At 65.7% G+C, this 21,444-nt stretch carries 19 protein-coding genes; 2 read left to right on the plus strand and 17 right to left on the minus strand.

The genetic code is table 11. From position 1 onward, the window contains the following. The first annotated feature begins 83 nt into the window (after positions 1 to 83). Positions 84 to 1,976: a methyl-accepting chemotaxis protein gene (locus SPITH_RS08460; RefSeq protein WP_014625248.1), complete on the plus strand. Its 1,893-nt coding sequence runs from the start codon at positions 84 to 86 to the stop codon at positions 1,974 to 1,976. Between the two features lie 5 nt (positions 1,977 to 1,981). On the opposite strand, the gene SPITH_RS08465 is transcribed toward SPITH_RS08460, so the two are convergent. From SPITH_RS08465 to amrB, 8 genes are all read right to left on the minus strand, one after another. Beyond that, positions 1,982 to 2,275 (minus strand): WGR domain-containing protein, encoded by a 294-nt coding sequence (locus tag SPITH_RS08465; RefSeq protein ID WP_014625249.1) that lies wholly within the window; start codon positions 2,273 to 2,275, stop codon positions 1,982 to 1,984. Between the two features lie 17 nt (positions 2,276 to 2,292). Next, complete coding sequence (locus SPITH_RS08470; RefSeq protein ID WP_014625250.1) at positions 2,293 to 2,979, minus strand: hypothetical protein; 687 nt, start codon at positions 2,977 to 2,979, stop codon at positions 2,293 to 2,295. Next, positions 2,960 to 4,480 carry a carboxypeptidase M32 gene (locus SPITH_RS08475; protein WP_014625251.1) on the minus strand — a complete coding sequence of 507 codons (1,521 nt, stop codon included), beginning with the start codon at positions 4,478 to 4,480 and terminating at the stop codon, positions 2,960 to 2,962. The genes SPITH_RS08470 and SPITH_RS08475 overlap by 20 nt, the downstream gene beginning before the upstream one ends. Positions 4,481 to 4,515: 35 nt before the next feature. Next, positions 4,516 to 6,252, minus strand: a complete 1,737-nt coding sequence (thrS, locus tag SPITH_RS08480) for a threonine--tRNA ligase (RefSeq protein WP_014625252.1) — start codon at positions 6,250 to 6,252, stop codon at positions 4,516 to 4,518. Positions 6,253 to 6,356: 104 nt separating this feature from the next. Further along, positions 6,357 to 7,208, minus strand: coding sequence for an NAD(P)-dependent oxidoreductase (locus tag SPITH_RS08485; RefSeq protein WP_014625253.1), 852 nt, complete (start codon positions 7,206 to 7,208; stop codon positions 6,357 to 6,359). 74 nt (positions 7,209 to 7,282) lie between these two features. After that, positions 7,283 to 7,423 (minus strand): hypothetical protein, encoded by a 141-nt coding sequence (locus SPITH_RS12110; RefSeq protein ID WP_155816541.1) that lies wholly within the window; start codon positions 7,421 to 7,423, stop codon positions 7,283 to 7,285. A 3-nt stretch (positions 7,424 to 7,426) separates the two neighbouring features. Then, the gene (locus tag SPITH_RS08490) at positions 7,427 to 8,860 is read right to left on the minus strand and encodes an RtcB family protein (RefSeq protein WP_014625254.1); all 1,434 of its coding nucleotides are present in this window, start codon (positions 8,858 to 8,860) and stop codon (positions 7,427 to 7,429) included. 12 nt (positions 8,861 to 8,872) lie between these two features. Beyond that, a complete protein-coding gene (gene amrB, locus SPITH_RS08495) occupies positions 8,873 to 9,700 on the minus strand; it encodes an AmmeMemoRadiSam system protein B (protein WP_014625255.1) in 828 nt (275 codons plus the stop codon). Positions 9,701 to 9,758: 58 nt separating this feature from the next. Between amrB and SPITH_RS08500 the strand changes: the two genes are divergently transcribed. Beyond that, positions 9,759 to 10,964: a hypothetical protein gene (locus SPITH_RS08500; RefSeq protein WP_245523369.1), complete on the plus strand. Its 1,206-nt coding sequence runs from the start codon at positions 9,759 to 9,761 to the stop codon at positions 10,962 to 10,964. Here the strand turns inward: SPITH_RS08500 and SPITH_RS08505 are convergent. The 9 genes from SPITH_RS08505 to SPITH_RS08545 are packed head-to-tail and all read right to left on the minus strand — an operon-like array spanning position 10,916 to position 21,444. Beyond that, positions 10,916 to 11,791: a DUF4340 domain-containing protein gene (locus tag SPITH_RS08505; protein WP_014625257.1), complete on the minus strand. Its 876-nt coding sequence runs from the start codon at positions 11,789 to 11,791 to the stop codon at positions 10,916 to 10,918. The genes SPITH_RS08500 and SPITH_RS08505 overlap by 49 nt on opposite strands. Then, entirely contained in the window at positions 11,778 to 13,943 is a 2,166-nt protein-coding gene (locus tag SPITH_RS08510) for a GldG family protein (protein WP_014625258.1), read from the minus strand. Before SPITH_RS08510 ends, SPITH_RS08505 begins: the two co-directional genes overlap by 14 nt. Beyond that, positions 13,940 to 14,866: an ABC transporter ATP-binding protein gene (locus SPITH_RS08515; protein WP_014625259.1), complete on the minus strand. Its 927-nt coding sequence runs from the start codon at positions 14,864 to 14,866 to the stop codon at positions 13,940 to 13,942. The genes SPITH_RS08510 and SPITH_RS08515 overlap by 4 nt, the downstream gene beginning before the upstream one ends. Before the next feature lie 2 nt (positions 14,867 to 14,868). Continuing rightward, positions 14,869 to 15,804, minus strand: coding sequence for a ribonuclease Z (locus SPITH_RS08520; protein WP_014625260.1), 936 nt, complete (start codon positions 15,802 to 15,804; stop codon positions 14,869 to 14,871). 53 nt (positions 15,805 to 15,857) lie between these two features. Continuing rightward, positions 15,858 to 17,117, minus strand: coding sequence for an aspartate aminotransferase family protein (locus SPITH_RS08525; RefSeq protein ID WP_014625261.1), 1,260 nt, complete (start codon positions 17,115 to 17,117; stop codon positions 15,858 to 15,860). After that, entirely contained in the window at positions 17,110 to 18,081 is a 972-nt protein-coding gene (gene hemB, locus SPITH_RS08530) for a porphobilinogen synthase (RefSeq protein ID WP_014625262.1), read from the minus strand. Before hemB ends, SPITH_RS08525 begins: the two co-directional genes overlap by 8 nt. Further along, positions 18,068 to 20,086, minus strand: coding sequence for a uroporphyrinogen-III C-methyltransferase (gene cobA / locus SPITH_RS08535; RefSeq protein ID WP_041624079.1), 2,019 nt, complete (start codon positions 20,084 to 20,086; stop codon positions 18,068 to 18,070). The genes hemB and cobA overlap by 14 nt, the downstream gene beginning before the upstream one ends. Continuing rightward, the gene (locus SPITH_RS08540) at positions 19,995 to 21,032 is read right to left on the minus strand and encodes a glutamyl-tRNA reductase (protein ID WP_014625264.1); all 1,038 of its coding nucleotides are present in this window, start codon (positions 21,030 to 21,032) and stop codon (positions 19,995 to 19,997) included. Before SPITH_RS08540 ends, cobA begins: the two co-directional genes overlap by 92 nt. Next, positions 21,004 to 21,444 (minus strand): precorrin-2 dehydrogenase/sirohydrochlorin ferrochelatase family protein, encoded by a 441-nt coding sequence (locus tag SPITH_RS08545; protein ID WP_014625265.1) that lies wholly within the window; start codon positions 21,442 to 21,444, stop codon positions 21,004 to 21,006. The genes SPITH_RS08540 and SPITH_RS08545 overlap by 29 nt, the downstream gene beginning before the upstream one ends.

Genomic DNA, 21,444 nt, shown 5'->3' on the forward strand with positions numbered 1-21,444 from the left:
TATAAGCAACTTGCGATATAGTAAGGGATACGACACAGTTGTCACTCCCCGGGCCCTATGGCCCGGGTTTGTTCGGAGGACACATGAAATTGCGAACCCGTCTGTTCCTCGTGGTGCTCGCCACGGGATTCCTCCTCCTCCTGGGGATGGGATCCCTCCTGGTGCAGAATCACCTCTCGACACAGCTCGAGGATGTGCAGCTCAAGACACATCACCTTCTCCTCGCCGCAGGTGACTTCATCTCGGCCTCGAAGGACCTCATCGCCTACGACACCGCCCGCAGATCCACGGAATACCTCGAGGACATCCTCGCCCGGTGGAAGGAGTCGATCGCCACGGTGGAAGAGAGGATAGAGGGCCTCTCCACCCATCGCGGGGTCCGGTATCTTCCGCCATCCCTGAGAGAGGACATCCTCGCGATCCCCGACCTCTGGCGGCTCAACAAGCGCTTCTTCTACCAGACCGAGCAGCAGGTGAACGCGCTCCTCACCGATGTCCAGATCCCGCAACGATTCCGCCGGGGCCTCCTCCAGATACAGGTGGACCTGCTCACGAATCAGGGCGAGTCAGGCATGGCGGGATACTACATCACCCAGGCCATGGGATACCTCTATACCACCATCAATGTGGCCGAGGAGTTCTTCTCCTCACAACTCATGCAGCTTTCCTCGGAAGTACAGACGCACGTCAGACGAACGAAACAGCTGATCCAGACAGGAGTGATCTCTCTTCTCGTTCTCTCGATTCTTCTCTCCGCCCTCCTCGTCATACGGATCACCCGGAGCCTCTCTCGGCGGATCCGGGTGATCAACACCCTCATCGGCGAGATCAAGACACAGAGGATCACACCCTCCATCATCAGGGAACTCGACACCCTGGGAGGCCGGAGAGATGAACTCGGTGAGATTGCGCTCCACACCTCCCAGGTGATGGACGTGCTGCGGTCCTTCCTCCTCTCGGTCCAGCAGGCGGCAGTGGAGGTGGAGACGCTCAAGAACGCCCTCGCAGCAGGGCTTTCGGAATCGGCGGCGTCCGTGGAGGAGATCACCAGGAACATAGGATCATTCCGAGAAATGGTGGAGCATCTCGAACAGGCGATCGATGTGACCGGAGGGGCCATCTCTTCCATCGCAGGGAGGATAGAGGAGATCCACCGGGACATACAGCGGCAGGCCTCACACATCGCAGAGAGTTCGTCGGCCATAGAGGAGATGAATGCCGCCATCCAGCAGGCCTCCGGCCTCGCCCGGGAGAGAAGGGAAGGGCTCCAGCATCTCATGGAGCTCATCAGGGAGAACGGGGAGAAGATCGCCGGCACCCAGGAGGTCATCTCCACCGTCTCGCGGGAGATCACCAACATCCAGGAAATCATCGAGATCATCGATTCCATCGCGGAACAGACCAACATCCTCTCGATGAACGCAGCGATCGAGAGCGCACATGCGGGGGAAGCCGGCAAGGGATTCGCGGTCGTCGCCGAAGAGATACGGAAGCTGGCGGAATCCACCGAGCAGCACGCAGGAGGTATCACTCGAGCGCTCAAAGGCATGACGGCACAGGTCACGAAGGCCCTCCGGACGAGCAACGAGAGCGCAGAGTCCTTCGAGCACATCAGGGAGGAGATGAAGAAATTCACCTACAGCCTCGAGGAGATCGCTTCCATCATGACGCAACTCTCCACGGCGAGCACCCAGATCCTCGAACACATCCATACCATCACCCGGATCACGGGAAAGATCAAAGGGGAATCGGACGAAATCGCGGGAAGGATCTCCGAGATCCACCAGGCAGCGGAGAGCACGCAAAGCACGTCGCTGATGGTGAAACAGAGCATAGAAGAGATCGAACGAGGGATCGGGGAGATCAGCAAGGCCATGCACGAGGTGGACAGCCTCGCCCAGGAAACGAAGCTGCGGATGGACGAACTCAAGGGGAGAGTCCACGAGTTCGAACTGGAAGAGGCGGGGAAGCCGTAGGGGGCCTATCCCCCTCCCATGCGACGGAGGAGACCGGGGAGGGCGGCCGGCAACCTGTGGCGGAAATAGTGGTAGAGCACCCGGTAGCCCTCTCGATACTTTCTCTGGAGGAGTCGTTGGAGGGCGGAGTCCCTCTCGCTCCGTGAGGGGAACGAGTAGTGGCGCTCCCTCGAAGAGGCCCCTTCCCTCCACCACCTCACGGTGAACCCGTAGTTCGAGAAGAGATGGAGTTGCCGGTCGTTTATCTCGTAGTAGTGGGTGTGTGTATCCTTCGCCTTCTTGTAGAGTACTATCTGCATGGGACCCGCCAGTGTCCTTATCGGTCTCTCACGAGGAGGAGTTGACCACCTTTTTCCCGCAACACATAGGTGACAAAGAGCTCGAAATCAGCGGGAGTCTCCACCTCCATCTCCCGGACAAGGAAGGAGGCCGGGTTCTCCCCGGTTGCGCCCGGTCGCCACCAGACCCGGGCCGGAAGGAGGCACATACCCGGAGGGAGGGACACGAGGGAAACCGTGAGCTTACCCCGCCCCACGGTGAGGTACGTGGTGTCCGCCCCACGGAAGCGGGGGGAAAGGAGTTCCAGCCGCACTCGATCGTCCTCGACGCGTACGGGAGTGAGGAAGGCGAGGGTGCCCGAAGGAGCGGCGGGATACCATCCGGGCAGGAACACGAGAAGGGTCCATATCTGCAAGAGCAGGAATCCGAGGGAGAGCCCCACACCCACGGGAAGGAACACCCTCCATAGGAAGATGATGGCGCCCCAGAGCACCACCCCCAGGATGAACGCACGGCTGGTGAGCACCTCCGGTTCGGTCACGAAGATCCCTAAGAGCCACAGGAGCACGGCAAAGGAGAGAAGGAAGAAGCCCCACTCAAGGCGGGGCCTCTTCTTCCGGGTACGCCACAGCACGAGTGCGAGCCCCAGACCCGTCGGTGCTCCTACGAGCAACGACCAGAAGGAGGGTGATGCGAGGAGGGCCTCAAGATAGGCCGTAGACATCGGAGTACTTCCCTCTGAGATACGAAAGGAAGTAGTCTGGGTTCAGCGTCTCACCGGTGGCCCGGAGGCACAGCTCATGGGCAGGATAGGTCCTGCCGTGACGGTGGATCTTTTCCCGCAGCCAGGCGAGGATGGCGTCGAACCGTGCCTCGGCGATGAGGGAGGAGAGGTCTCCCAGATCGCGCTCCATCGCATGGGCCAGCTGGGCGCTGTAGAGGTTCCCCAGGGTGTAGGTGGGAAAGTAGCCGATCCCCCCGAACGACCAGTGGATGTCCTGGAGGACGCCCTCGGCATCCCGTTCCGGTACTATGCCGAGGAGCCGCCTGCTCTCCTCCCGCCAGGCCTCAGGCAGATCCTTCACGGCGAGGCGACCCTCTACCAGGGCGAGCTCGAGCCTGAACCTGAGAAGTATGTGGAGGTTGTAGGTGACCTCATCCGCCTCCACCCTGATGTGCGAGGGCTTCACCTTGTTTATGGCCCGATAGAAGGTCTCGAAATCCACATCCGAGAGGGACGAGAACGTTTCCTCGAGGAGCGGGAAGTACTTCTCCCAGAAGGCTCGGCTTCTCCCCACCACGTTCTCCCAGAACCTGGACTGGGATTCGTGGATCCCCAGGGACGTGCCGTCCGCGAGGATGGTCCCCGCCAGCTCCTCGGCTATACCCTGCTCATAGAGGGCATGCCCCCCCTCGTGGATGGAACCGAAGAGGGAGGAGGGAAGGAAGTCCTCCATGTAGCGGGTGGTGATCCTGATGTCCCCCTCACCGAGGGTCGTGGTGAAGGGGTGGGCCGAGACATCGAGGCGGCCCCTCTTCCAGTCGAATCCCATGTCGGTGAGGATACGACGCCCCACGTGCTCCTGTCCTTCCCGCGGGAAGTGCCGATGGAGAGGGGAGTCGTCCACCTCGCCTGCCTCCATGATCGCCTCGAGGAGCTGCACCAGCGGACCTTCGAGTCGATCGAAGACCGCCCGCACCTGGGAGGCCTTCATGTACGGCTCGTACTCGTCGAGGAGGGCATCGTAGGGGTGCTCCTCGTACCCGAGCCGGTCTGCGATCTCCCTCACAAGGGAGAGGATCTCCTCGAGATGGGGGGCGAACATCCCAAATTCGTCCTCTGCCCTCGCCCGCTGCCAGACCACCTGGGCCCTGCTGGTCGTCTCCGCGAAACGGCGCACGAGGTCCTCCGGCAGCTTCGTGGCCCTCCGCCACTCCCGGTAGGTCTCCCGCACCAAGGCCCGCTCCACCTCGCCCAGCTCCTCCGCCCCCTCCGGCCGCTCCTCACCCGCCCCCGCGGCCGCGAGCAGTTCCCCCACCTCGAGCGCGGTCTTGCGCCGGTGGATGAGCCCCTGGAGCAGGGCCTGCTGCGCCGCCCGCTCCTCCACAGCACCCTCGGGCATGTAGGTCTCCTGGTCCCAGCCCAGAAGGGCCTGGACATGGGAGAGAAGCACCACCTCCCGCCAGTAGTCCTTGAGTCGTCTCACCGCATCGTCCGGGCGCATGTATCCTCCTCTTTCTCACAATCTCGTGTGGGACTTCACAGTTCCAGACTCCTCTCGTGCACCCTGCGCGCCACATCCTCCACGAAATCCCCCAGCGCCACCCCGTTCCTCTGCTCCCCTCCCCTCACCCGCACCGAGACCGTCCGCCCCTCCTGCTCCCGCTGCCCCACGATCACCGCGTAGGGGATCTTCTCCTGCTGGGCCTTGCGGATCTTGGCGTTCATGCGGTCCGCCGAGAGGTCCGCCTCCGCCCGCACCCCCGCCTCCCGCAGCGCCCTCACCACCTCCTGCGCATACCCGGCGAACACATCCGAGACCGGGATCACCACCACCTGCACAGGGGCGAGCCACACCGGGAACGCCCCTCCGTAGTGCTCGACGAGGATCCCGAAGAACCGCTCGAGCGAACCCAGGAGCGCCCGGTGCACCATGTAGGGCCGCTTCTCCCTCCCGTCGGCATCCACGTAGGTGATATCGAACCGCTCCGGGAGGTTGAAGTCGAACTGGATCGTGGAGGTCTGCCACTCCCTCCCCAGCGCGTCCCTCACCTTGATATCGATCTTCGGGCCGTAGAAGGCACCGCCCCCCTCGTCCACCTCGTAGTCGAGCCCCTCGCGCTCGATCGCCTTTCTCAGCGACTCGGTGGCCTGCTCCCACCGCTCAGGCTCGCCCACGCTCTTATCCGGTCGGGTGGAGAGGTAGGCCTTCACATCGGAGAAGCCGAAGGTCTTCCACATGAAGAGCGAGAACCTGAGGGTCTCCAGGATCTCGTCCTCTATCTGTTCGGGTGTACAGAAGATGTGCGCATCGTCCTGGGTGAACCCCCTCACCCGCAGGAGCCCGTGGAGCACACCCGATCGCTCATACCGGTAGACCGTGCCGAGCTCCGCCCACCTGAGGGGGAGCTCCCTGTACGACCTGAGCCTGGTCTTGTAGATCATGATGTGGAAGGGACAGTTCATGGGCTTGATGTAGTAGTCGCTCTTGTCCACCTCCATGGGGGCGTACATGTTCTCCTTGTAGAACGAAAGGTGCCCCGAGGTCTCCCAGAGCCACGCCTTGCCGATGTGGGGGGTGTAGAGGACCTCGTAGCCCCGCGCAAGGTGCTGCTCCCTCCAGAAGTTCTCTATCTCGAGGCGGATCCGGGCCCCCTTGGGGTGCCAATAGATGAGGCCGGGACCCGCCTCCTCGTGCACCGAGAAGAGATCGAGTTCCTTGCCGAGCCTGCGGTGGTCGCGCTTCTCCACCTCCTTGAGGTGTTCGAGGTACTGACGGAGCTCCTTGGGCGTGTGCCATGCCGTCCCGTAGATCCGCTGGAGCATGGGCCGTCGTTCATCCCCACGCCAGTAGGCACCGGCGATGGAGAGGAGCTTCACCGCATCGGGGTTGATCTGGCCGGTCCGCTCCACATGCGGGCCCCGGCACAGATCCACGAAGGTACCGTGCCGGTAGATGGAGACCTCTTCCCCTTCGGGGATCTCCTCCAGGATCTCGAGCTTGTACGGCTGATCCTTGAAGAGCTCGCGCGCCTCCTCTCTGGAGATCACCTCGCGCTTGAAAGGAAGGTCCTCCTCGATGGTCTTGCGCATGAGCTCCTCGATCTTCTCCAGATCCTCGGGCGTGAGCGAACGGGGAAGATCGAAATCGTAGTAGAACCCGGTATCGATCGCAGGCCCTATGGCGAACTTTGCCTCCGGGAAGAGCCTGAGCACCGCATCGGCCATGATGTGCGCGGCAGAGTGACGAATCCTCTCTATATCGGGTGCGCCCATGAGTCCCTCCATGCAGGTATGTCTTCACAATATGAAAAGATTTACCACGACTGTCAAGAAAGGGAGGTGTCCCCCGAGCGCTCACTCCACGGGAAGAGGACTGGTCACCTCACCACCTTCCACACGGCGCAGAAGTCCTCGTGCGCGCACCCGCGTGTGAAGGTCTGGGCGAAGAGCTCCTTCGCCGCCGCGGCGGTGGGCACGCTCTTCTTGAGCTCGTACGCGAGGTCCTCGAGGCAGTGCAGGTCTTTGTAGATGAGCGCGTTGGAGAAGTGGGGGGAAAAATCCTCCTTCACGAGCCGATCCTTCTTCGCCCGGAGTACGAGCGATTCACCACCTCCTACCGACAGGATGTCGAGGACCGTCTGCCGGGAGATACCCGCAGCCTCTCCCACGGCCAAGGCCTCGGCAATGGCCGCCATGAACACCCCCAGGGTGAGGTTGTTCACCACCTTCATCTTGCTCGCAAGACCGGGTTCACCGAGATAGAAGATGTGCCTGCCTATACAGGAGAGGAGGGGAGCCTCCACCCGTTTGAAGGCATCCTCATTTCCGCTCACCACCACGGTGAGCTCCCCCTTGGAGGCCGGTACCACCGAGCCAAGGACCGGAGACTCCAGGTATTCCCCACCACGGGCACGACAGAGGTCGTAGAAGGAGGTCACCTCCTTGTAGTGGTTGGTGGTGAAGTCCACGACCACCTTGCCCGAGAGATCGACGCTGCAGATCCCGTCCTCCCTCGACAACACATCCCTCACCGCCGTGCTGTCGAAGAGGCAGAGGCACACCACCTCGCTCCGCGAGACGAGGTCCGCAGGGGAATCAGCGACCGGGAATCCGGAGGCCTCGGCCTTCTCCCTGGTACGGTTCCACACGAGGAGCTCGTGACCGCACGAGGCGAGCCTCCCGGCGATGGCGGAGCCCAGTGAGCCGAGCCCGATGAATCCTATCTTCATGGTCCCTCCTTGAAACACATCGCGTGTGCTATATAGCTTTGTCTCTATTATCCTGAGGCATGAACGACGGGAAGTCAAGGAGCGGAGAGGGGTGCGAGGAGCCTTTCCCTGTAATGCACCGACAGGAGGTCCCGCCTCCGCTCCGTCCACCGGCACCCCAGGCGCACCACGAGCGCCGGGTCCATGTCGGCGCCGTAGGCGAAGTACCAGACCACGCCCTACCCCTTGATCACCAGGAGGGGCCGGGTGCGGACCACCGGCACCGCGAGACCCTCCCCCACGAGGGGCTTCACCACCGCATCCACGTCCTTGTAGGCCCCCGGTGCCTCCTCCTGGGCCCGCCTTCTGTCCACCGCATAGAGGCGGATCTCCTCGCGGGCGAGGTCCTCCTGCATCTCCTTGAAGCCAAACGCCTTCTTGGCCGCATGGCGGCTCATCTGCCGGCCCGCACCGTGGGCCACGCTCCCGAAGCTCTCCTTGAGCGCCCGATCTGTGCCGAGCAGGACGTACGACCCCCGCTTCATATCCCCGGGAAGGAGGATCGGCTGCCCCACCTCGCGGAAGATGCCCCTGAGGGCGGGATGACCTGCGGGGAAGGCCCTGGTGGCGCCCTTGCGGTGCACGAGGAACATCCGTTCGGCACCGTCCACCTCGTACACCTCGTACTTGGCGATGTTGTGGGCCACGTCGTAGAGGAGGAAGAGGCCCAGCTCATCCCACGGCCTGCGGAAGACCCGGGAGAAGGCCTCCCGCACCCGGTGAGTGATGAGCTGCCGGTTCACCCAGGCGAAGTTGGCGGCCGCTGCCATGGCGCCGAGGTAGGCCTGGGACTGGGGGGCCTTCACCGGAAGGCTCACGAAGTCGCGCTCGAAGAGGGGGATCCCGTAGGACTCCATCCTGGGCCGCATCTTCTCCATGTAGTCCATGGCGATCTGGTGACCGAGGCCCCGCGAGCCGGTGTGGATCCAGATGACCACCTGCCCCTCGAAGAGCCCAAGCGCCTTCGCCTTCTGGGGATCGAAGACCTTCTCCACCACGTCGATCTCGAGGAAGTGATTGCCGCTCCCCAGGGTGCCGAACTCCTCCCGGCCCCTGTCGAGGGCCTCGTCGCTCACCAGCTGGGGATCGGCGTCCCTGAGGCACCCCTCCTCCTCGGTGGCCTCGAGGTCCTCCTCGACCGCCATGCCCTTCTCCAGGGCCCATCCGAGCCCCTTCTTCATGGCACGCCGGGCCTCCTTGTGCGAGAACTTCTCGAGCCCCCGGGACCCAAGGCCTGCAGGGACGGTGGCGAAGAGGATGTTCCCGATCTCCTCGAGGACCCGCTTCACCTCGGGGGCGGTGAGGGAGGTGCGGATGACCCTCACCCCACAGTTGATGTCGAACCCTACCCCGCCGGGTGAGACCACGCCCTCCTCTATGTCGAAGGCCGCCACCGTGCCGATGGGGAAGGCGTACCCCTGGTGCATGTCGGGCATGCCCACGGCACACCGCACCACCCCGGGGAGCCGCGCCACATTGGCAAGCTGCCTCAGGGCCTCGTCCTTCGTGAGGAGGGGGAGAAGGTCCTCGGTGGTATACACCACGGCCGGCACCCGCATCTCCTCATGAGGGGGGATCACGTAGCGATAGGTGCTCTCGCGCACGAGCTCCATGGCCGCCTTCCCCTAGAACGCCACCGCCGCGTATCCTACGAAGGAGCGGGAGGGATGCTTCTCCGAGCTCTGCATGTAGGCGAGGAGGGTGCCCTTCTCCCTCCCGCACAGCCGGGCGTACTCCATGGCCACCGCCGCACCGCCGCACGAACAGGCCGCCGAGCGGGTGAGGGCGAGATCGAGGGCGCGCGCGGTGTCGAGCGAGATGAAGGCCTCGATGATGGCCTGGTCGTTGGAGAACCGCACCCACTCCTCGGCCTGCCTTCCCACCCCCACCGGGGTGAACCCGTACTGGGGGCCGTAGTGGGTGAGGTCGGTGGAACCTATGACCACAAGCTTCTTCCCCGTCTCCTTGCCGTAGTCGTAGAGGACCCGGGCGGTGCGCTCGGCCACCTCGAGGAGGGGCGGACACCGGAGGCCCACCACACTCGCGTGGGGGAAGCAGTACTTCACGAGGGGAAGCTGGATCTCCACCGTGTTGTCGGGGTACACATCGGGCTCGGTGGGCACGTGCTCCCGGAGGGCCTCCACGAGCGGCCGTTCCACCGGGAGGTCACCCAACGGAGTGGAGAGTCCGTCCTCGGGCATGTAGAGTAGAGGCGAACGTTCCGAGAGATGTCCCCCCACCACGGCCACCACCTCCGCCTCGGGATCGAGGCTCCGTATCCCCATGAAGGCGAGCTCTCCCGAGAAGTACCACCCCGCGTGTGGTACGATACAGGCCACTGCAGGGGTAGGAAGACGCCGCTCGAGACGCTTCCACCCCGCGATCTCCTCCAGCACTTCCTCCTTTTCGTCGGGGTACCAGCCCGGAGGAAGCATCCTCTCCCTCACTTTCATGGGATCCTCCTCGAAAAAACGTTCACATTCCTGAATTTTTGTTCCATAATACATTATGATGAAAAAACTCATGCTCGCCTACACCTGGATGGCGCTCCTCGCACTGGGAGGTCTGCTCGGCTATACGGGCTACCTGCTGAGGGAAGAGGCGCGGGAAGAGGCCCTCGAAGCCGAGCGGCTCGCATTTCGGGTGAGGGACACGGTGGCGGCCATCATGAGTTCCGCGGACAGGGAAAAGGCCGTCTCCGCGGTCCGCAGTTTCTTCGACTCGCTCCTCAGAGAGGAAGACCGGGTGCTCGCGCTCCTCATAACCGACGAGCACGGCCCCCTCCTGGTACGGGCCCGCTCCACCTCGTTCCTCGAGGGATCGCCCGAACAGGGGACCGCGGCCCTGGTGCGCACTCATTTCCTCCAGGGCGTCCACGATCTGCGGATCCAGGAGGCCGGCATAGGGCTCTCGGTCCTCACGTGGGAGGTGCGGCCCGAGGCGGTCGCCTCGATCCTCCGGCGCTCGTTCCTCTGGCTCGCCGCGTATGCTGTGGTCCACACCCTCGTCACCCTGCTCTTCGCCCTCATAGGCCGGCACCGCCCCACGAGGCCCGCCCCCAACCGTGAGGAGGTGAGGAGGGAACCCTCCCCTCCGGATGAGGTGGGGAGGGAATCCCTCGGGAGGACCGAGGGAAAGGAGAGGAAGCCGGCGGAAGGCCGGGAGACCGAGAGGAAGGAGGGCCACAGGGACGAAGCCGGGGAGCCCGCCGCCCCTGTGACGGAGGTGGCGGAGGAGTTCATACTCGCCCGGATACAACACGATCTGGACGAGGCCGCGAGGGAGGCCGAGGATCTCACCCTCGTCCTGGGGACGATCAGCCCGTCCGCGGGCGCCACCCTCGACGAGGAGGCGGTGGAACGACTCTTCGGTCCCGAACGTACCCCAGCGAAGCTCGACGAGCAGACATTCCTGTGGGTCCTGCCCGCCACGAGCATCCAGGAGGGGCTCTCCCTGGTGAAACAGGCCTACCCCAGGCTCAAGGAAGCGAGCGGAGCCGACTACCCCATGTACTTCGGTCTCTCGAGCAGGAGTGGAAGGCTTCTCGGGGCCGAGGTGCTCCTGAAGGAGACGCGCAGCGCCCTCAAGCGGGCCGTGCGCTCACGACATACGCCCATCTTCGGGTTCTACGCCGATCCGCAGCGCTACTGGGAGTACCTCTCCAGGAATCAGGGCCCCTCGAGCAGCTTGGAGAACGAGGCGGGCGGAGCGAGGTAGGCGTAGGCGGCCCCCTCCGGCCACACGACCACCCTCCCCCCCTCCTCCCCCACCACCCACCGCCGCACCCTGCCGTCCTCCCACTCCACCACCACCTGCCCGTCTCCCTCCACCCCGTCCCACGCCGCCACGTCCTCCGCCTCCCACTCAGTGAGCGCCGCGAGGTAGGCGACGGCACCCTCGCGCCCCACCCTCTCCATCCGATCCCCCCTCCGCACCACCCACACCTCATCCCCTCCCTGCTCGCTGCGTGCGAGGAAGAGGAGCCCTCCCTTCCACTCGATGCGCACCGAGAGGACCTCATCCGGCGCCACCCCTCCCCACGGCCGCACCTCCCTCCAGAACCGCGGCCCCCGCGTGGCGTAGAACCCGGCCGAGGCGTCCACCCGGTAGACCACGCGCTCCTCCTCGCGGCGCACGTACTGGGTTCGCGGCACCTCGCCCACCGCCCCGAACACGAGCCCCACGCGCCCGACGCCCTCGACTCCCACCACCACCCTGAGCCCCGGCTCGAGCCCCAGCTCCCGGTAGGCCGCAGGGTCCTCCGTGACCACATCGCTCCGGAGAAAGCCGTACACGAACGAGAGGAAGCGCGCCACCTTGGCGGCATCCGCCGGCACCATGCCCCCCTCCCCCTCGAGCCACCACCTCCCCTCCTCCCGCACGAGCGCGACGGGCGAGGGACCCTCGATCTCTATACGCTCCACCTCCTCCGGCGTACCCGGGAGGAGACGGGGGGCCTTGTCCTGACCACCCATGACGAGGCGCACGAAGAGGAGTACGGCGAGCACGGCGTTCGTGATCCACAGGACCCTAGTCCTCTGCATGGGGCCTCCTCAGAGCGAGGACGAAGGAGAGGAGGAGGAGCAGGCCCGGTACCACGCCCACGGCGAGGGCATCGAGCACATAGAGCACGGTGCGGGCCCTGTCCGGCTCCTCGGGCAGGTCGAGGAGCGGGACAGTACGGGTGCGCGTCACCAGGGTGAGCATATCCTCCTGTCCGAGAAGCCAGTGGAACGAGGCGAGGAAGAAGTCGAGGTTCCCCACAGCGTGGGTGAACTCCACCAGGTCCGATCCTGCCTCGGCATCGCCGAGGACGAGGATGCGCGGCGGGCCCTCCGTCACGGCGGCCAGCACGAAGGGGCCCCGACGTGCATCGGATGGGGGAGAGGTCACCCTGCCCAAGGTGGGGGATGCGGTCAGGGGATCGGTGACGAGCCAGGCCTCGGGTGTGGAGAGGAGGAGGGGCCTCCAGGCATCCGTGAGGGTGAGGGGCGAGGCCCAGTAGAGGTGGAGGGACCTCAGCACCGAGGTGAGGGGGTGCGGCACCCCGGGGAGGGGGACCTCCCACCAGAGGGGGTAGGGGTGGAGGGTGTGGACCGAGGACGCATCGCCCTCTTCCACCACGGGGAGGAGGAGACCGGGCCGCTGCGCAACGAGGGCCGGCTCCAGCTCCACGCCCCATGCCTCGAGGAGGCTGAGGAGGGGGCTCTCCTCCACACGGCCGGCCCGGAAGCCGTCATCGGGATCGACATGGACCGCATCGACGCAGAGCATGAGCGGAATCCCTGCCTCCTTTGCCGTGAGGACGAACCTGAGGTCGTCATCGGTGAGTCTCCCGTCGTCGATGACCAGCAGCAGGTCGATCTCGTCCAGGCCGGTGGAGGCCGGGTCGACGGCGCGTACACCGAAGGTGCGGGCCGCCACCCCCACGAGGTTGCGGTAGGTGGTCTGGTAGGAGTCTCCGGTGGTCCGGGCGAGGATGCCCACCACCGGCCGCCGGTCTTCGAGCAGGGCGCGCAGGCCGCAGGCGAGCTCGTACTCGAGCCTGTCGACGCTGTAGACCACGGGGAGGGTCCAGACCCGATCGAGATAGGTGAGGGAGAGCCCGGAGTAGACCGTGAGATAGCGGACCTCGCCGGCCTCCGTGATCTGGATCTGTTGAGGGACGATGCCCAGATCCTCGACCTCCATGCGTCGCTCGTCCACGGTCTCGATCTTCACCCGGATCCGCGGATTCCCGCGGGTGTAGAGGCGGAGGAGGTCCTCCACCTCGGAGGGGGTGGGGCTCACGGCGGCGAGCCTCCGCGAGGTGTAGTAGGTGATGGTGAGGGGATAGGCGATGCGTGAGAGGAGGGTGCGGGTGGTGGGGCCGAGGGTGTGCCTGCGGTCGACGGTGAGGTCGAGAGAGAGGGGGGTGAGGAGCCCGTGGAGGGTGAGGAGCAGGGCGAGTACGGCGAGGGGGAGGAGGCGGGGGGGGCGGACCGGGCCGCGCAGGCGGGCGAAGGTGTGCACGGCCCAGAGCAGGCCGAGGGCAGAACCGCCGAGAAAGTAGGCGAGGTCCCGGAGGTCGAGGAGCCCGCTGGTGAGGCGCAGGAGGTGGGCGGCGGGCGAGAGGGAGGTGAGGAAGGCGGCGAGGCCGGAAGGGAGCGGCAGGGGGGAGAGGAGTACGGGCAGGAGGAGGGCGAGGTAGGAGAGGAGGAGGGATGCGAGGAGGCCGCCGGGGAGGGTGCGGGCTCGGAGGAGGAGGGGGGTGCTCCAGGAGAGGAGGAGCAGGGCGAAGAGGAGGAGGCCGAGGAGACCGGCGGCGAGCCGGCCGGGATCGGGGGGGGCGAGAGGGGCGAAGAGGAGGGGAAGGTGGAGGGAGAGGAGGAGGGTGGCGGCGAGGAAGAGGAGGCCGGCTGTGGTGCGGGCGAGGACGGGTTCGTGGTCGCGGAGGGGGAGGGTGAGGAGGATGGGGAGGAGGGCGCGGGAGCCGGGGGTGCGCCAGAGGGCCACGGCGGTGAGGGCGGCGAGGAGGGGGAGGAGGTAGGCGAGGGTCTGGAGAAAGGGGGTGTGGGGGGCGAGGCCGCGGGCGAGGGTGCCGGAGAGGAGGAGGGTCCAGGCCGAGGCGGCGGCGAGGAAGAGCCCGGCCCAGGCGGGAGGGCCGGGGGAGCGGAGGAGGCGGGCGGCTTCGGTGAGGGCGAGGCGGCGGGTCATGGGGCGGCCTCCGGGGGGGTGGTGAGGGCGAGGAAGGCTTCCTCCAGGTCGGGTTCCCGCTCCTCCATACCGACCGGCTCGGCCCCGCGGGCGCGGCACCAGGCGAGCAGGTCCTCGGGGCGGGCCTCCGGCACCTCCCTCACGGCGCGCACCACCTGGAGCCCGCCCTCGCCCTCAACCCCCAGCACCCTGAACCCCGCCACCACACCCCTCACCTGTCCCACACCCCCTGCACACCGCACCACCACCAGCCTCCCGGGAAGCAGCCTGCGCACCTCCTCCACCGTCCCCTCCCCCACCAGCCTCCCCCGGTGCAGGAGGAGCACCCTCTCACAGATCCGCTCCACCTCGGAGAGCCTGTGCGACGAGAGAAGCACCAGCCGGTCCTGCGCGAGCTCCCTGAGCAGGCCACGCAGCCCTGCCTGCGCCGGCGGGTCGAACCCCGTCCCCGGCTCGTCGAGCACCACCACCCGTGGACCCCCCACCAAGGCCGCCGCGAGCCCCACCCGCTGCCTGAACCCCCGCGAGAGCCCTCCCAGCATCCTCCCCCACACCTCACCCACCCCCACCCGCTCCGCCACCCTCCGCACACTCCCCTCCTCCACCCTCCCCCGCACCCTGCACGAGGCCACCCACACCAAGAACTCCCCCACCCTCCACTCGGCGGGGAAGACACACTCCTCCGGCATGAACCCCACCATCATCTGGGCCCGCACCCGATCCTCGTCCATCCGCAGCCCCCCCACCACCACCTCCCCCTCATCCGGCACGAGCGCCCCGGTGATGATACGCAGCAGGGTGGACTTCCCGGCCCCGTTCGGACCGATGAGCCCCACACACCCCCGCTCCCCACACACGAACCCCACCCCACGAAGGGCCTCCACCTCGCCGTACGCCTTCTTTACTCCCCTCACCTCGAGCATGGCTAGTCCCTGTACGGTATGGGGATCGTCTGCCTGTCCCGGCAGAGAAAGGCCTCCGGGAACTCCTCCTTCGCCTCCTCGAGGAGCACCTGGAGATCCCGATTCGTGTAGCGCGGGCTGTAGTGTATGAGCCCCAGCTTTCCCACCCCCTCCGCTTCCCGCGCGATCCTCCCCGCCTCCCTCGCCGTGAGGTGCCGCTTTTCAGCCGCCGTCTCGGCGAGCTCATGGGAGAACATCCCCTCGCAGATAAAGAGATCCGCCCCCTTCACGTAGTCCTTGATGTGGGGCAGGTAGAGCGTATCCGTCACAAACGCCACCTTCCTCCCCGCACGAGGAGGACCCAGCACCATCTCAGGCCGCACCTCCTCTCCCCGCACGTTCTTCACCACCTCGCCCCGCTGAAGGCGCGACCACAGCGGCCCCATCGGCACCCCGAGCTCCCGCGCCCGCTCCGGATGAAAGACCCCGGGCCGGGGATCCTCCTCCAACACGTAGCCCACACAGGGCTTGGTATGCCGAAGCGGAATCGTCCGCACCGAAAACCCCTCCCCCCTGTAGCACACCACCGACTCCCCCCACGGCACCTCCTCGACCACGATCTCGTAGTTTATGTACATGTCGAGGACCTGCCTGCTCATCTCCACGTACTCCCTGATCTTGGGAGGCCCGTAGATGTAGAGCGGCTCGGACCGATCCACCTGAGAGGAGAGCATGAGGATCCCCGGCAGCCCGGTCACATGATCGGCGTGCGTATGTGAGATGAAGATCGCCGAGATCTTCTTCCACCTGAGGTTCAGGGAACGGAGCGAGACCTGGGTTCCCTCCCCGCAGTCGAAGAGGAAGAGCTCCCCCTCCCTCCGGACGAGGACGGACGTAAGATATCTGTACGGGAGCGGCATCATCCCGCCGGTACCGAGGACAAACACTTCCATGTTCATAGGTAGGCTTACCCTAGCAGATTATCCTGTTTTTCGAAACCCACGAGGCCCCCTCATCCCCTCCGTGCCTCTTCCACCTCCTCCCTGATCGTCCGTGCTGCCTCCTCCAGGAGGGCCTCGTCCATGGCGGTATTGAGGAACCAGGCCTCATAGGCCGAGGGAGGAGCGAGGATGCCCCGGGATCTCAGTACGGCATGGAACCGGGCGAATGCGGCACTATCCTGGCGCTGCACCTCCTGGAAGTCGAGGGGAGCCCCTCCTTCCAGGAAGAAGAGCGACCACATGCCGCCACACCTCACGTAGGAGACCCCTTCGAGGGAGGAGAGGTGTCGGTCCAGAACCCTCCCCAACCGCTCGAGGAGAGCCCAGACATCCTCCTCGTCGCACACCCTGAGGGTGACATTCCCTGCGGCGCACACCACGGGTCCGCCCGCAAAGGTTCCAGCCTGGTAGACAGGACCTGCGGGGGAAAGGAGGTCCATAATCTCCGCAGGCCCCGCCACTGCCCCTATGGGAAGCCCCCCGCCTATGATCTTTCCGAGACAGAGAAGGTCGGGCCACACGCCGAAACGTCCTGCAGCCCCGTCTCTGGAGACCCGAAATCCCGTCATCACCTCGTCGAAGATGAGGAGGGCCCCCCACCGTCGGGTCTCCTCCCTCAATGTCTCGAGGAACCCCGGACGAGGAGGGACCACCCCCATGTTCCCCGCCACCGGTTCCACGATCACGGCGGCGATCTCCTCGCCCTGTTCCGCGAAGAGACGCCTCACCATCCCCTCATCGTTGTAGGGGAGCACCACCGTAGTCCCGGCGATCTCCGAAGGGACCCCCTGCGAGGAGGGAAGTCCCAAGGTCGCCCCTCCTGAACCCATCTTCACCAGAAACCCATCAGCATGGCCGTGATAGCATCCCTCGAACTTCACGCACAGGGTCCTTCCAGTTACAGCCCTCGCGAGCCGCACGGCGGTCATGCAGGCCTCGGTCCCCGAGTTCACGAGCCGCACCCTATCTATCCAGGGGAATGCTGCTGCGATCCTCTCCGCAAGCTCCTCCTCTCCAGGATGAGAAAGGCCGAAACAGATACCCCGGGATGCTGCGTTCTCCACCGCCTCCACCACCGCAGGGTGGGCGTGCCCCAGGATGAGGGCACCCCATCCTCCGATGAAGTCGAGATAGCGGCGGCCCTCTTCATCGTAGACAAAGGGCCCTTCCGCCCGCGCCACCACGAGCGGTTCCTCATCCACAGCTCTGAAGGCACGTACGGGTGAGTTCACCCCACCTACCAGATAGGATTGAACCTGGTCTCTACGCATGGTCTCCTCCCCATGAGGCGATACGGCGTGTGTCGTAGGTGATGAGAAGATCGGCCCCTGCACGGAAGATCGCGGTCACCGCCTCCCTGAAGGCCCCGGGAGCACTCCCCTCCTCCTCTGCCCGCACGAGCATGGCGTACTCCCCTGAGACGAGGTAGGCCGCAAGCCTCACGCGGGGAAAGGCCGCCCGCACCCTCTGTATGACGTCCAGATAGAAGAGGGCCGGCTTCACCATGACCGCATCGGCCCCCTCCGCCAGGTCGGCCCACACCTCCACCAGGGCCTCGGCCCCGTTGCGCACGTCCATCTGGTAGGAACGCCTATTCCCAAAGGCCGGAGCTGATCCGGCCGCATCCCTGAAGGGGCCGTAGAGCCTGGAGGCGTACTTCGCCGCATAGGAGAGGATCCTCACCCCGGACAGGCCTCTCCCGTCGAGGGCCCTGCGTATCGCCTCGACCTGACCGTCCATCATGGCAGACGGCGCCACCCAGTCCGCCCCCGCCTCACCATGGACCACGGCCATCCGGGCGAGGAGGAGCACGCTCTCGTCATTGCTCACCTCCTCCCCACGCACGAGGCCACAGTGGCCGTGCGAGGTGTAGCCACATACGCAGACGTCGGTGAAGACCTCCAGCTCGGGGAATCGCCGCTTGAGCTCGCGCACCGCTGTCGGGACAGGTCCATCCGCCCGAAGGGCCCACGAGGCCGCCTCGTCCTTGTACGAGGGGGGAACCACGCCGAAGAGGAGCACCTTTCGGATCCCGGCAGTCAGCAGGGCCTCTACCTCGTGGAGGAGGCTCTCGAGGCCATGACGGCAGACCCCCGGGAAGCCGGGAACGGGCTCCTTCCCCTTGCTCTCAGTGGTCACGAAGAGCGCCTGGATGAGCTGCTCACTTGACCATGTGGTTTCTGCGTGCCGATCTCTGGTGGCCTCGTCCTTTCTGAAGTGCCTAAGCGGTAACATCGCCCAGTGCCCTCCTTGTAGTGACTCCTGGGGTATGGATGCGGATCCCCGGTGGAAGGGCGCCAAAGCGCTCCCTGAAGACCCTCACGCCGGAGGGTGAGAGAAAGACCACCTCGTCGAAGGCGCCCACCTCCAGCGGAAGGGCCTCTGGATAGGAAGCAGGGACGGTATCGTAGAAGGGGACCGCATCCACGGTATTCCCACGTCGGGAAAGCTCCTCCTGCAAAAAGGGATCCGAGAGCGAGGAACAGGGGATGAGGATCTTCTCCCCCCTCCAGTCCTCCTGTGTTGCGAGCGAGATAAGCCCCTCCGCCGAGTCCTCCTCCGGGATGAGATCCGGAACGAGCCCCCGCTCCCTGAGTGCCTCGGCGGTCACCCTACCTATAGCGACCACGCGCTTGCCCGCAAGGAGGCGGAGATCACCGTGCTCCAGGAGGCGGTCCACGAAATGGACCACCCCATGGCGAGAGGTGAAGATGAGCATGGTGTATGAGGAGAGGCCTTCCATCACCTCCTGGACCCTCTTATCGCGTCGGGGGACCGTGGCGATGCACGGGATGTGCACCACCTCCCCCCGCGCCCGCCAGGGGGCAGCGCGCGTCCCGGTCACAAGGATGTGCGGACGGTCTTCCCACCACGACCGAGAGACGCCGGTGGCCCCCACCAGGAGGAGCGCGGGACGCGGGACGGATCCGGTCCACCGCGCGCCGTCCTCCAGTGTGAGGGAGAGGTGGGTCTGTTGGGGCCGGGCCGCCGCACTCACCACCACCACAGGGGTGTGAGGATCCCACCCCGCCTCCAGGAACCGGGCGCATATCCGGGGGAACTCCTCACCCGCCATGTAGTACACACAGGAAAGTCGCTCATCCGGCGGGGGGATGAGGGCCCGCTCCGGAGGATACCCTGTGGAGATGAGGAGGGAGGAGGCACCCTTCCTGCGCGTGAGCGGGATCTCTGTGCAGGCGGAGGCGGCCTGAAAGGCGCTTATCCCCGGCACCACTTCGTAGGGTATCCTCGCCGCCCTCAGCCAGGAGAGCTCCTCCTCGAGCCGCGCGAAGAGAGAGGGATCCCCGCCCTTGAGGCGGACCACCTTCTTTCCCGCATAGGCGGCCTGGATCATCAGGTCACACACCTCCTCCACGGTGTACCGGTCCTTTCCCTTACGTCTCCCCACTGCCACGAGCTCGGCCGTCCTCCCTGCGAGAAGCTCAGGGTAGACGAGGTCGTCGTAGAGGACGAGATCCGCCTCCCTGAGGAGTCTTTCGGCCCTCAGGGTGAGGAAGTCTGCAGTGCCGGGCCCTGCACCCACGATCGCCACCCTGCCCCATCGCCCCCGATCGTCGAGGACGTCACAGAGGCGGTGCGCCTCCTCATCACCCTCCCGCACCACTGCCGCAAGTCTGCCCTGCAGGGGGTGGGGGACAAAGGGGAGGGGGAGGTGAGGCACCTCTAGTGCCAGCCGGGTGAGGGCCAGCGCGGCCATCACCACCCCGTCTATCTCGCCGGAAGAGACACGTGCGAGGCGCTCCTCTATGGTGCCCCGTATGTCCACGAGCTCCCAGTCGCTCCGGAGGTGGGAGAGCTGCTCTCTCCTCCTCGCACTGCTAGTGCCGATCCTCAATCCGGCCGGAAGCTCCTCCACAGAGGAGGCGGACGCCCACCGGGGGTGGAGCACGAGGACATCCTCGCGCGGGCCCTCGAGAGGGGTGATCGCCGCAAGGGAGAGTCCCTCCCGGAGATCGTCGGGAAGGTCCTTCGCGCTGTGGAGGGCCACGTCGATCCTCCCCACCAGGAGGGCCTCATCGAGGGCATCGGTGAAGAAGTCCGAGCCCTCTACGAGGTGGAGGGGGGTGCGCTTATCGCGATCACCTCTGGGATGGAGGACCACAGGCTCCCATTTCACCTCCCCCGCCTCAGGCGAGGCGTCTCTCCACCGTGCGATCCACTCCCTCACCTGGGCGAGGGCGAGCATGCTTCCTCTGGTACCAAGCCTCAAGACGCGCATACCGAGCCGAACCCTCCTCTTCAAGGATCTCTTCAGCCCTCACGAGGGCATCCCTCCTTCGTTCCCACACCTCCTGTCGGCGGCGGCCGAGCTCCACCACGTCCACATACGTCACCTGGGGGAGGTCCGCAAGACCGGGATCGATATCGTGGGGCACCGCAAGGTCTACCAGGAGGAGAGGCCTCCCCCGTGCAGCGATGAGTGGCGCATGCTCCTCACGCCGCAGGAGAAGATGCGGAGCTGCGCTCGCCCCCACCACCGCATCCGTGCGCTCCAACACGAGGGGGAGGTCCTCCAGGAGGACCGCCTCCCCCCCGCACTCCTCCGTCAGGGCACAGGCGGCCTCGTACCGCCTTCCTGCCACCATCGCCGCCGTAAGTCCCATCTGGACCCCGTACCTGAGCACATCCCTCGCCACACGGCCTGTCCCCAGAACCGCGATCCTCCCTCCCGCCCCGAGCTGCTCCCTCATCCACCACGCAGCCAGGCCCGCCACCGAACGGTATCCCTGCGAGAGGGTGCAGCAGGTACGAATGCGTTTCGCCACCCCCAGGACCTGCTGACATACATTGAGGAGCACAGGCCCCATAGTCTCTGCCTCCTGAGCCTGCCGCCAGGCAGTCTTGAACTGAGAGACGATCTCGGTATCGCCCGGCACCACCGAGTCCATGCCCGCAACCACCCGGCAGAGGTGGAAAAAGGCCTCCCTTCCCCGGTAGATCCTCCCGGGAAAGCCGCCCCTCTCCTCGCACCACGATCCTACCCGTGCCATGGCCCGGGGGGAATCAGGGACCACCAGCTCCCAGCGGTTACAGGTCTGGAGGAGCATCGCCTCCCCCACCCCGAGCCCGTGGAGAAAGGGGACCACCCCTGCCGGTGGGAGGTAGAGGCGCGCGATCGCCTCCTCCCCTTCCCGCTCAATGTGGACTCCCCATAAGCAGATCATAGAGCATCCTCCTCGCCGTGATGGTCTTCCGCACATCCCCCTCCTCCGATCCCAGGGCCACGACCAGATCGTTCCACCGGAACGAGGTCATGAACGAGACCACACGCCCCTCCTTTCCCCCTGCGTTGCACGCAAGTATTCCCCGGGCACGCGCCTCCTCGCAGATGCGGGCGTTGAGACCTGCATCGGAGGTGGCCGCCACCACGAGGACGACGCCCTCGAGATGGGCCGGGAGGAAGCCCTCGTGCCGCCACTCCCCCCTGAACCAGGCCGGGGGCTCTGCCACTGGATCCATCACCCGCACGCGCGCCCCCGCCTCCATGAGGGTCCGCGCCTTCCTAAGCCCCACCTTCCCTGCCCCCACCACCGCGACAGGGAGATCCTCACACTCCAGAAGCAACGGAAGCTTCAT

The organism is Spirochaeta thermophila DSM 6578 (genome assembly GCF_000184345.1).
In the GTDB taxonomy this organism is placed as follows: Bacteria; Spirochaetota; Spirochaetia; order Winmispirales; family Winmispiraceae; genus Winmispira; species Winmispira thermophila.